Origin of the sequence: Salibaculum halophilum (genome assembly GCF_002094885.1) — a bacterium.
Classification (GTDB): Bacteria; Pseudomonadota; Alphaproteobacteria; order Rhodobacterales; family Rhodobacteraceae; genus Salibaculum; species Salibaculum halophilum.
On the sequence record NZ_MSIT01000045.1, the window covers coordinates 1 to 10,596 of the forward strand.

Here is a 10,596-nt window from a genome sequence, read left to right on the forward strand (position 1 = left end):
GGCGCGCTGGCCCGGGCGGTCGCGGGCGGCTGGCGCGTGTCAGGCCCCGCCGGTGGCGGGGCCGCCGTGCAGGCGGCCAGCGCCAGGGCGGAGAGGAGGGGAAGGGCGGGGGACATGGCGCGCGCGGTTTTCCTGATCGGGCGCGCCGCGGTACTGGCAGGGGCCGCGTCGCGAAGGCCGGACCACCGGATCGGCACGCCCCGCTGTTCCGAATGCATGGCCACCTGGCGAAGCCCCCGCAAACGGCTGCGGGGGCCGGTGGCCTGAGGCTGCTGCGCCATGCCTCGCGGGATGCCGGACGGGCCGCGCCCGTCAGCCCTTGGCGTCGGCCTTTTGCGACTGCGCCGGCGCGGCGGGCTTGGCGGCCTCCGCCTTTGGCTGCTGCTGGGCCTTCTGGGGGGCGTCGGTGGTGGTGGCGACACGGCCGCCGCCCGCGTTCAGCGGGTCGTCCTGGCGCTGGACCGAGCCCTCGAAATGGGCGCCCGACTCGATGGCGATGGTCTTGTGGATGATGTCGCCCTCGACGCGCGCGGTCGAGGTCAGCCGCACCTTGAGCCCGCGCACCGTGCCCACGACCCGGCCATGCACAACGACGTCGTCGGCGATGCATTCGCCGTTGACGGTAGCGCCCTCGCCGATTGTCAGAAGGTGGGCGCGGATGTCGCCGTCGACGGTGCCCTCGATGTTGATGTCACCGCTGGTCTTCAGGTTACCGGTGATGTGCAGGTCGGCCGAGAGGGTCGAGGCCGGCGGCTTGGCCTTGCTGGCCGACTTGTGATCGGTTCCGGAGGGCGCGGCAGGCTTGCGGGCCGCGCCCTCGGCGGAGGCCCCGGTAGCGCCCTTGTCCTCGGCGGCGGGGCCGGGTTCGTTGATCTTGCTCTTAGAAAACATCTTGTCCAGCTCTTATGTAGGTCATGGGGTTCACGGGCGACCCGCTTTCGCGGATCTCGTAGTGCAGGTGCGGGCCCGTTGATCGTCCTGAGTTGCCAATATCACCTATGTGATCCCCGCGCGAGACCCTTTGTCCCTCTTCCACGCGGATGCGGCTCTGGTGGGCGTAGCGCGTCTCGATGCCGAAATCGTGCCGGATCTTGACCATGCGGCCATAGCCCGAGGACCAGCCCGCGAAGGTGACGACGCCATCGGCGGGGGCACGGATCGGGGTGCCGACGGGGGCGGCGAAGTCGGTGCCGTTGTGCATCCGGCCCCAGCGCATCCCGTAGCCCGAGGTGAACCGGAAGCCCGCCTTTACGGGCACGTCGAAGGGCACCTTTTCGGCGGCCAGCCGATACATGTTGAGCCGGTCCATGGCCCGCAGGATGGCGTTGGCCCGCTCTGCATCGGGGTCGACGGGGCCGCCGCGGGTCGAGAACTGCAGCGGGGTCAGCGGCCCACCGGTGCCCGAATAGCCGCTGCGCACGGTGTCGAGGACCCGCTCGGGGTCCATGCCGGCGGCGCGGAACATCTCGTCGAGCGGCTCGACGGAGACGGTAAAGGCCTCTTCCAGCTGGCTGAAGATGGCGTCGTTCTTGTCGCGCAGAAGGCGCAGTTCCAGTTCCATCTCCGAGGCGTGCTCGAGGGCGTATTCCGCGTCGGCGGCGATCTTGTCGCGCTCCTGCGCGGTCTCGGCCAGCGCCTCGGCGAGCATGTCCACGGTTGCCGCCGAGGAGGTGCCGCCGGGCGTGCCCGGCATGGCGGCGGTGTCATCCTCCAGCGTGGCCGTGAGCGCACGGGCCCGGTCGCGCGCCGCCTCGCGTTCGGACATGGTGCGCCGCAGCGAGGCCTGGATGACCTCGATCCCGGTTTCCAGTTCGCGGCGCCGCTCCTCCGAGCGCAGCAATTCCGTCTGCATCGCCGAGATCTGTTCGAGCGCGGAACTGAACCGGTCCTGCGCGGCGCGCGCCTCGGCGGCGCGGCGGTCGCGTTCGCTCGACAGTTCGTTGAGCCGCTCTTCGTAGGTCATCTGGTCGCGCAGGGCCTGGGCGCGGAAATTGCCGGCGCCGATGCTGTCCATGATCACGATCGCGGTGGCGACGATGGTCCAGGCCAGCACCACGGTCGTGACCGACCAGGCCGTGAGCTGCGTAACCGGGCCGAGGCGGATGAAGCGCGTCTCCGCATCCGAGCGTAGGAAGAGGCGTTTTTCCGGAAACCGGGTTTCCAGCATCACGTGCAGCTTGTGTCCGAAGCCAGTCATTACGTCCTGTCGTCCGTCCCCATCCCGGCGCGGGTCCCCCGGAGTGGTCGGCGGCACCGCGCAGCACGGCCGCGGAGGGCCGTGCATTGGGTTTGCGGGATACAGGGCAGCGGAGTCCCTCGCAAGGATTTTGCACCCACAGACGACAATTCCCGGCATTTCCCGCCATTTGGGCGGCAATTCGCCGAAGGGTCAGCTCCGTGGTCTCGTGCTCCGCACCCGACACATGGGTCTCGGCGCTTGCCTTGCCCGGCGGTGGGATTGTCCGTCCTGAAAGTCACTCTTCCGGCCCGCGCCCAGCCCGGTTAACAACCGCAACCCTCCGACGCGCGCGGGGCGTCGGGCCGGTGGACGGCTAGGCCCTGTCCGGTGCAGAACACTACCGGGCACTTGCAGGCGTGTCGGCCAGGGGCCAGTAAAAATCCGGTGGCAGCCCGGCCTCGGCGCGCTTTTCCTCGTTGAAGGGCGGCTTGAGCGGCCCGTGGAAATAGCGCCGGACGAGGTCGTGAAAGGCCTCCGTCGGGTCCACGTTGCACCGCCCGCAGAGGAAATGGAACCACTTGGACCCGTAGGCGACGTGGTGGACCTCCTCGGCATAGATCACCCGCATCGCCTCGACGGCGGCGGTGTCGCCGGCCTTGTCGAAGACCTCGATCATGCCGGGCGTGACGTCGAGGCCGCGGGCCTCCAGCACCATGGGCACCACGGCGAGCCGGCCCATCAGGTCTTGCGCCGTGTCGGCGGCGGCGCGCCACATCCCGGCATGGGCAGGCAGGGCGCCGTAGTGGCTGCCCATCGCCTCAAGACAGTCGCAGATCAGGTTGAAATGCTTGGATTCCTCGTCGGCGGACTTGACCCAGTCATCGTAAAACCCCGCGGGCATCGGCGTGTCGGCAAAGCGCGCGAGAATGTCCCAGTGCAGGTCGACGGCGTTCAGTTCGATATGGGCGACGGCGTGCAGCATGGCGATGCGCCCGGCGGGCGAGCCGGGGCGGCGGCGCGGCACCTCGCGGGGGTCCAGCAGGTCGGGCCGCGCGGGCCGGGCCGGGGCGTCGGGCGGATCGGCGGTGCCGATCTCGGGCATCTCACCGGCCGCCCGCGCCGCCTGCCAAGCGGCGGCATGGCGACGCGACAGGGCGGTCTTTTCGCGGCCATCGGCGGTGCGCAGTACCTCTTCGGCCATTTCGGCAAGCGGTTTCATGGGCGCCGTGTGGCCCGGCCCTTCGGCAAGGTCAAGCCGCCGCGGCACGGCTCAGAGCGCGCGCACGGCCGCCAGGACCTCTTCGGCGTGGCCCTCCACCTTGACCTTGGGCCAGACGCGCGCGACCTTGCCCGAGGCGTCGATCAGCACGGTCGTGCGGGTAATCCCTTGAAAGGTTTTGCCGTACATCTTCTTCTCGCCCCAGACGCCGTAGGTCTCGCAGACGTCGGCGTCGGCGTCCGAGAGCAGCGCGACCTTCAGGTCATGCTTGGCCACGAAGTTGTCGTGCTTGCGGATACTGTCCTTGGAAATCCCCAGCACCGTCGCGCCCGAGGCGGCGAAGTCCTCCAGAAGGCCGGTGAAGGCGACGGCCTCCTTGGTGCAGCCGGGGGTGTTGTCCTTGGGATAGAAGAACAGCACCACCGGCCCGCCGCGCAGGTCGGACAGGGTCACTGTGCCGCCGCCGTCGCGCGGCAGGGTGAAATCGGGAGCCGACTGGCCCGGGGCGAGGTCTTGCATCGCGGTCTGTCTCCTCGTGGCAACTTTTATCCTGTTTTAGCCCGGCCCGCCGGCGAAGAAAGCCCCCCAACGACCGAGTTGGCCCGGGCGAAACCCGCGCGTTGGGCGCGACCCGGCGCCATCGGTTGCGGGGGCTGGCGATGTGGCCGCTCCCGCCGGGCGGTCGGCACAGCTTGACAGCCCGTGCTTTCTGATAAATCCGCTGTCGGCATCGCCCCCGGTATCGACCGGGAGTTCCCGCCGCCGAGCCCCAGCCCGCAAGCCCGCATGAAACTGTCCGATTTCGATTTCGACCTGCCCGACGACCTGATCGCGACGCGCCCGGCGCGCCCGCGCACCTCGGCGCGGCTGCTGGTGGCCGAGGGCGGGCGCATCGCGGATCGCCAGGTGCGCGATCTGTGCGACGTGTTGCGACCGGGCGATCGGCTTGTCCTCAACGACACGCGGGTGATCCCGGCCCGCCTGTTCGGCACGCGCCATCGCGCCGGCGCGGTCGCCAATATCGAGGTCACCCTGCTGGAGCCGCGCGCCGAGGGCACCTGGGCGGCACTGGTCAAGCCCCTGCGCAAGCTGCGCGACGGCGAGGAGATCGTCTTCTCGCCCGATCTGTCGGCCACCGTGGAAGGCCGCGACGCGGGACAGGCGCACCTGCGCTTCAACCTTGCGGGGGCCGATTTCGACGCCGCGCTGGAGGCTGCCGGCCAGATGCCGCTGCCGCCCTACATCGCCGGGCGGCGCCCGGCCGATGCCGCCGACCGCACCGACTACCAGACGATCTGGGCGCGCGAGAACGGCGCGGTCGCCGCCCCCACGGCCTCGCTGCATTTCGAGGACTGGCTGCTGGACGATCTGGCCGCCATGGGCGTGGATTTCAGCCACGTGACGCTGCATGTCGGCGCCGGAACCTTCCTGCCGGTCAAGACCGACGACATCTCCGAGCACCGGATGCACGCCGAATGGGGCCGGGTGACGCGCGCGGCGGCCGAGGAGATCAACGCCACCCGCGCCGCCGGGGGGCGGGTGATCCCCGTTGGCACCACCGCCCTGCGCCTGATCGAGAGCGCGGCCCGTGACATCGGCCTGAGCCATTGGGAGGGCAAGACGGACATCTTCATCACGCCCGGGTTCCGCTTTCGTGTTACCGACGGACTGATGACCAATTTCCACCTGCCCAAATCGACTTTGATGATGCTGGTCAGCGCGCTGATGGGGGTGGACCGGGTCCGCGCCATCTATGCCCATGCCATCGCGGAACGCTACCGCTTTTTCAGCTACGGTGACAGTTCGATCCTGTTTCCCGGTGCGCCGTAGGGGCGCGCGTCACAAGACCGGCCCGGATGGCGCTTTCTGCATTGCAGAAAATTGTCGCTGGCGCGATAGGTCATGGCGCGAACGTCACCGAATCGAAACCCTGCTCCGCTTAGGACCCCACGCATGATACCCGTCCTGCGCACTTCGTGGCCGCTCTTTCTCGGCATGTACATGCTGATGATGGGCAACGGCCTGCAATCCACCCTGCTGGGCATCCGCGGCGGGATCGAGGACTTCTCGTCGTTGCAGATGTCCATCGTCATGTCGGGCTATTTCGCCGGGTTCCTGATCGGCTCGCGGATCACGCCCGAACTGATCCGGCGCGTGGGCCATATCCGGGTCTTCGCGGCGCTGGGGTCGACCGTTTCGGCGGTGCTGATCCTCTATCCCGTGCTGGTCGATGTCTGGGCCTGGTCGATCGGCCGGGTCGTGATCGGGCTGTGCATCTCGGGCGTCTACATCACCGCTGAAAGCTGGCTGAACAACGCCTCCACGAACGAAACCCGGGGCCAGGCGCTGTCGGTCTACATGGTCGTGCAGATGGCCGGGATCATCACCGCGCAATACGTCGTCAGCCTGGGCGATGCCTCGGGCTTCGTGCTGTTTATCATCCCCTCGATGCTGGTGTCGCTGGCCTTCGCGCCGATCCTGCTGTCGGTCCAGCCCACACCGGCGAGCGAGACCACCCGGCGCATGCGCCTGCGCGACCTGATCGACGCCTCGCCGCTGGCGGCCGTGGGCATGGTCTGTCTGGGTGGTATCTTCGCGGCCATGTTCGGCATGGTCGCCGTCTACGGCGCCGAGGCCGGGCTGGGCGCGGGGCAGATCTCGCTGCTGGTCTCGGTCATCTTCATCGGGTCGCTGGTGGCGCAGTTTCCCATCGGCTGGCTGTCCGACCGGATGGACCGGCGCATCCTCATCATCACCTGCGCCGGCGTCGGCGGCCTTGGCGCCATCATCGCGGCGGCTTTCGGGGCCAACTACGCGGCGCTGCTGGTCGGTGCGGCGCTGGTGGGGGGCATGGCCAATCCGCTCTATTCCCTTCTGCTGGCCTATGCCAACGACTTTCTGGACCATGACGACATGGCCTCGGCCTCGGCCGGCTTCATATTCATCAACGGCATCGGCGCGATTTTCGGCCCCATCGTCATGGGCTACGCCATGGAACGCGTCGGCGCCTTCGCGCTGTGGGTCATCGTCGGGCTGCTGATGCTCGGGCTCGCGGGCTACGGCCTGCTGCGCATCCTGCAACGGCCAAGCGACTTCAACATCGAGGACGTCACGCCCTATGCGCCGGTTACGCCCGCCGGGTCGCCCGTCGCCGTCGAGGCGGCTCAGGAATTCTACATCGAAACTGAGTTGGAAGAGCAACAGTCCGACGACCAGACGTGACCTTCCAAGTTGCCAGGGCCGGGGCTTTCTGCAACGCTTCACCCGAGGCAGGAGCATGTGGGAGGAAAGGTCATGGTTACCCCCGAGCAGATCGTCACCTTCTGGGTTGACGAGGTCGGCCCCGAGGGCTGGTACGCGGCGGACGCGGCGCGCGACGACGAAATTCGCAAGCGATTCCGCACCACCTGGGACGAGGCCCGGGAGGGCGCCTGCGGCCTCTGGCTGACGAACGCGACAGGGACGCTGGGATACATCATCCTGACCGATCAGTTCCCGCGCAACATGTTCCGCGATGACCCGCGCGCCTTCGCCACCGATTGTTCGGCCCGGGCGGCGGCCAAGGTGGCCATCGACCGCGGCTGGGACAGGCGCGTGGCCGAACCGGCGCGGCAGTTCCTCTACATGCCACTGGTGCATTCGGAAAACCTCTGCGACCAGGACCGCGCGGTGCGGCTCATGGCCTTGCGCATGCCCGAGACGGGGGCCGAGAACCTGCGCCACGCAAAGGCCCATCGCGAGGTCATCCGGGAATTCGGGCGCTTTCCCTATCGCAATGATGCGCTGGGGCGCGAGACCAGCGCGGCCGAGACCGCCTGGATGGCCGAGGGTGGCTACATGACAGCCCTTGCAACCGTCGACGCGGCCGAGCGGACCCCGGCATAGGGTGCGGCGCGGACGCGTGCCGATTGCATGGCTGCCATGAGCGCGGCCCTCTGGATGACTCTGCCGAATTCGTTTAAGGGTAAACTAATTCTGGATGAGGAGACGCACCAATGGCAGCGCGCAACTTCGACATGATCGTGATCGGGGCCGGACCGGGGGGCTACGTCGCCGCCATCCGCGGCGCCCAGCTCGGCCTGAACGTCGCGATCGTGGAACGCGAACACCTCGGCGGCATCTGCCTGAACTGGGGCTGCATCCCGACCAAGGCCATGCTGCGCAGCGCCGAGGTCTTTCACCTGATGCACCGGGCCAAGGATTTCGGTCTGAGCGCGGGCAACATCGACTACGACCTCGACGCGGTGGTCAAGCGCTCGCGCGATGTGGCCGGCCAGCTGACCAGCGGCATCGGCCACCTGATGAAGAAGAACAAGATCACCGTGGTCATGGGCGCGGCGACGATTCCCGCCAAGGGCAAAGTGGCCGTGACGACGGACAAGGGCACGGAAGAACTGACCGCGAAGAACATCGTCCTCGCCACGGGGGCCCGCGCCAAGGAATTGCCCGGGCTGGAGGCCGACGGCGACCGCGTCTGGACCTACAAGCACGCCCTGCAACCCAACCGCATGCCGGGCAAGCTGCTGGTCATGGGGTCGGGGGCGATCGGCATCGAATTCGCCAGTTTCTACAACACCCTCGGTGCCGAGACCACGTTGGTCGAGGTCATGGACCGCATCCTGCCCGTCGAGGACGCCGAGATCAGCGCGCTGGCGCAAAAGCAGTTCGAAAAGCAGGGCATGACCATCCGCACCAAGTCCACGGTCAAGCAGCTCGACCGCGGCACCGACAAGGTCACCGCCCACATCGAGACCGGCGGCAAGACCGAAAAAATCGAGGTCGACACCGTGATCTCGGCCGTCGGCATCACCGCCAACACCGAAGGGCTGGGGCTGGAGGCGCTCGGCGTCGAGCTTGACCGCTCCTTCGCGGTGACGGACGGCTACTGCCGCACCGGGGTCAAGGGGCTCTACGTCATCGGCGATGCCACCAACGGGCCCTGGCTGGCGCACAAGGCCAGCCACGAGGGGGTGATGGTCGCTGACCTGATCGCCGGCAAGCACGCCCATCCGGTCAAGCCCGAGAGCATCGCCGGCTGCACCTACTGCCACCCGCAGGTCGCCAGCGTCGGTCTGACCGAGGCCGAGGCCAAGGACCAGGGGCATGATATCAAGGTCGGCCGCTTCCCCTTCAAGGGCAACGGCAAGGCCATCGCCCTTGGCGAGCAGGAGGGCCTCGTCAAGACCGTCTTCGACGCGGCCAGCGGCGAGCTTCTGGGCGCGCACATGATCGGGGCCGAGGTCACGGAACTGATCCAGGGCTACGTGGTGGGCCAACAGCTGGAGACCACCGAGGAGGACCTGATGAACACGGTCTTCCCGCATCCCACTCTGTCGGAGATGATGCACGAAAGCGTCCTCGACGCCTTCGACCGCGTGATTCACATGTAGGCCGAAATCCGCAGGATTTCGGCCCGTGCGGGAAAGCGATCGGCAAGGCCGATTGCGGCCGCACCCAGTTGATCAGCCTGGTGCCACCTCGGCCGGACACGGCACTGAGGCTACCCGTCGTCCAGCACCCGTGCCAGCGCGCAAAAGCGTTCCACGTCGATCTGTTCGGCCCGGTCGGTGGGCGCGATCCCGGCGGCGACAAGGCGGTCCTCGATGTCAGGGCGCAAGCCCTTCAGCGCCGCGCGCAGCATCTTGCGGCGCTGGTTGAAGGCGCGGGCCACGACCATTTCCAGCGTCTTCGGGTCGGCCGGGAATCGCGGCGCGGGCAGGGCGGTCAGATGCACCACGGCGCTGTGGACCTTTGGCGGCGGCGTGAAGGCCTGCGGCGGCAATTCCATGACGATGCGCGCCTGCGTGCGCCACTGTGCCAGGATCGCCAGCCGCCCGTAGGCCTTTGACCCCGGCGCGGCGACAATGCGCTCTGCGACCTCACGTTGAAACATCAGCGTCAGGCTGTCCCAGTAAGGCGGCCAGGTATCGGGCGTCAGCCAGCGCACCAGCAGTTCGGTGCCCACATTGTAGGGCAGGTTCGCGGCCACACGCACCGGAGGGGTCAGGTGCCGGGCGGGGTCCAGCGCCAGCGCGTCAGCGTTCAGCACCTCCAGCCGGCCGGGGTATCTCTCGGCGATCTGCGCCAGCGCGGGCAGGCAGCGGCTGTCCTTTTCCACCGCCACCACCCGGCGCGCGCCCTCGGCCAGCAGCGCACGCGTCAGCCCGCCCGGGCCGGGGCCGATCTCCAGCACGTCGTGATCGGTCAATGACCCGGCCAGCCGCGCGATCCGCGCTGTCAGGGTCAGATCGAGCAGGAAGTTCTGCCCCATGGCCTTTTTCGGGGCCAGCCCGTGGGCGGCGATGACCGCGCGCAGGGGGGGCAGATCGTCCATGGCGTGTCCGTCATCCTGGCGCATAAACTCTTCCCGCTTGGCCGCTCACCGCCCGGCCCGGGCATTGGCCATTCGCGCCGCAAGGCGCAGCGCCGCCACCATGGAGGCCGGGTTGGCCCGGCCCGTGCCGGCGATGTCGAGCGCCGTGCCATGGTCCGGCGAGGTGCGCACGAACGGAAGGCCAAGAGTTACGTTGACACCCTCGTCGAAGGCCAGCGTCTTGATCGGGATCAGCGCCTGGTCATGATACATGGCGATGGCGCCGTCATAACGGGCGCGGGCTGCGGCGTGAAACATCGTGTCGGCCGACAGCGGCCCGGCGATGTCCAGCCCCTCGGCGCGCAGCGCCTCGAGCACCGGGGCGATCACCTCTATGTCCTCGCGCCCGATCTTGCCGCCCTCACCGGCGTGGGGATTCAGCCCCGCCACCGCGAGGCGCGGCGCGGCGATACCGAAATCTCGGATCAGGCCGGCATGGGTGATGCGGATCGTCCGGTCCAGCCTCGCGGCGGTCAGCGCCCCCGGAACCTGCGCCAGCGGGATGTGGATCGTCGCGGGCACGACGCGCAAGTGATCGCAGGCCAGCATCATCACCACGTCCTGGACCCCGGCAAGGTGGGCCAGGAACTCGGTATGGCCGGGAAAGCCGAAGCCCGCTCCGTCGATCAGCGCCTGCTTGTGGATCGGCGCGGTCGTGAGCGCGGCACACTGCCCGGTCTGCACAAGGCGCACCGCCTCCTGGATGGCGCCGATCACGTGCGGGGCATGTGCGGGGTCCGGGACACCGGGGCGCCGGAGCACCCCGAAGTCCCGGACCAGCACCGGCAGAGCGGTCGCGGTCGCGGCCTCGGCCGCGGTCGCGAC

The 10,596-nt window shown here is 68.5% G+C and carries 11 protein-coding genes; 5 read left to right on the forward strand and 6 right to left on the reverse strand.

Translation table 11 applies throughout. The features are described from left to right. Window positions 1-267, forward strand: a 267-nt coding sequence (locus BU124_RS14955) for a hypothetical protein (protein ID WP_218775115.1), incomplete at its 5' end; no start/stop codon positions are given. 45 nt (window positions 268-312) lie between these two features. Here BU124_RS14955 and BU124_RS14075 read toward each other — a convergent pair. The 4 genes from BU124_RS14075 to bcp all read right to left on the reverse strand — a co-directional run bounded on the left by BU124_RS14075 (window position 313) and on the right by bcp (window position 3,917). Further along, window positions 313-891 carry a bactofilin family protein gene (locus BU124_RS14075; protein ID WP_084864202.1) on the reverse strand — a complete coding sequence of 193 codons (579 nt, stop codon included), beginning with the start codon at window positions 889-891 and terminating at the stop codon, window positions 313-315. Next, complete coding sequence (locus tag BU124_RS14080; RefSeq protein WP_084864203.1) at window positions 881-2,197, reverse strand: M23 family metallopeptidase; 1,317 nt, start codon at window positions 2,195-2,197, stop codon at window positions 881-883. The genes BU124_RS14075 and BU124_RS14080 overlap by 11 nt, the downstream gene beginning before the upstream one ends. 379 nt (window positions 2,198-2,576) lie before the next feature. Further along, window positions 2,577-3,398: a ferritin-like domain-containing protein gene (locus BU124_RS14085; protein WP_084864204.1), complete on the reverse strand. Its 822-nt coding sequence runs from the start codon at window positions 3,396-3,398 to the stop codon at window positions 2,577-2,579. Window positions 3,399-3,449: 51 nt separating this feature from the next. Beyond that, a complete protein-coding gene (gene bcp, locus BU124_RS14090) occupies window positions 3,450-3,917 on the reverse strand; it encodes a thioredoxin-dependent thiol peroxidase (protein WP_084864205.1) in 468 nt (155 codons plus the stop codon). 267 nt (window positions 3,918-4,184) lie between these two features. On the opposite strand from bcp, the gene queA reads away from it, so the two are divergent. The 4 genes from queA (at window position 4,185) to lpdA (ending at window position 8,788) form a co-directional block, all read left to right on the forward strand. After that, complete coding sequence (gene queA / locus BU124_RS14095; protein WP_084864206.1) at window positions 4,185-5,228, forward strand: tRNA preQ1(34) S-adenosylmethionine ribosyltransferase-isomerase QueA; 1,044 nt, start codon at window positions 4,185-4,187, stop codon at window positions 5,226-5,228. Window positions 5,229-5,351: 123 nt separating this feature from the next. Then, window positions 5,352-6,620 carry an MFS transporter gene (locus BU124_RS14100; RefSeq protein WP_084864207.1) on the forward strand — a complete coding sequence of 423 codons (1,269 nt, stop codon included), beginning with the start codon at window positions 5,352-5,354 and terminating at the stop codon, window positions 6,618-6,620. Between the two features lie 72 nt (window positions 6,621-6,692). Beyond that, window positions 6,693-7,283, forward strand: coding sequence for a DUF924 family protein (locus BU124_RS14105; RefSeq protein WP_084864208.1), 591 nt, complete (start codon window positions 6,693-6,695; stop codon window positions 7,281-7,283). 110 nt (window positions 7,284-7,393) lie between these two features. Then, entirely contained in the window at window positions 7,394-8,788 is a 1,395-nt protein-coding gene (gene lpdA, locus BU124_RS14110; protein WP_084864209.1) for a dihydrolipoyl dehydrogenase, read from the forward strand. 110 nt (window positions 8,789-8,898) lie between these two features. Here lpdA and rsmA read toward each other — a convergent pair whose 3' ends face one another. Together rsmA and pdxA are read right to left on the reverse strand one after the other, a co-directional pair. Continuing rightward, entirely contained in the window at window positions 8,899-9,732 is an 834-nt protein-coding gene (gene rsmA, locus BU124_RS14115) for a 16S rRNA (adenine(1518)-N(6)/adenine(1519)-N(6))-dimethyltransferase RsmA (RefSeq protein WP_245831705.1), read from the reverse strand. A gap of 45 nt (window positions 9,733-9,777) precedes the next feature. Beyond that, on the reverse strand, window positions 9,778-10,596 hold an 819-nt coding region (gene pdxA, locus BU124_RS14120), incomplete at its 5' end, for a 4-hydroxythreonine-4-phosphate dehydrogenase PdxA (protein ID WP_084864211.1).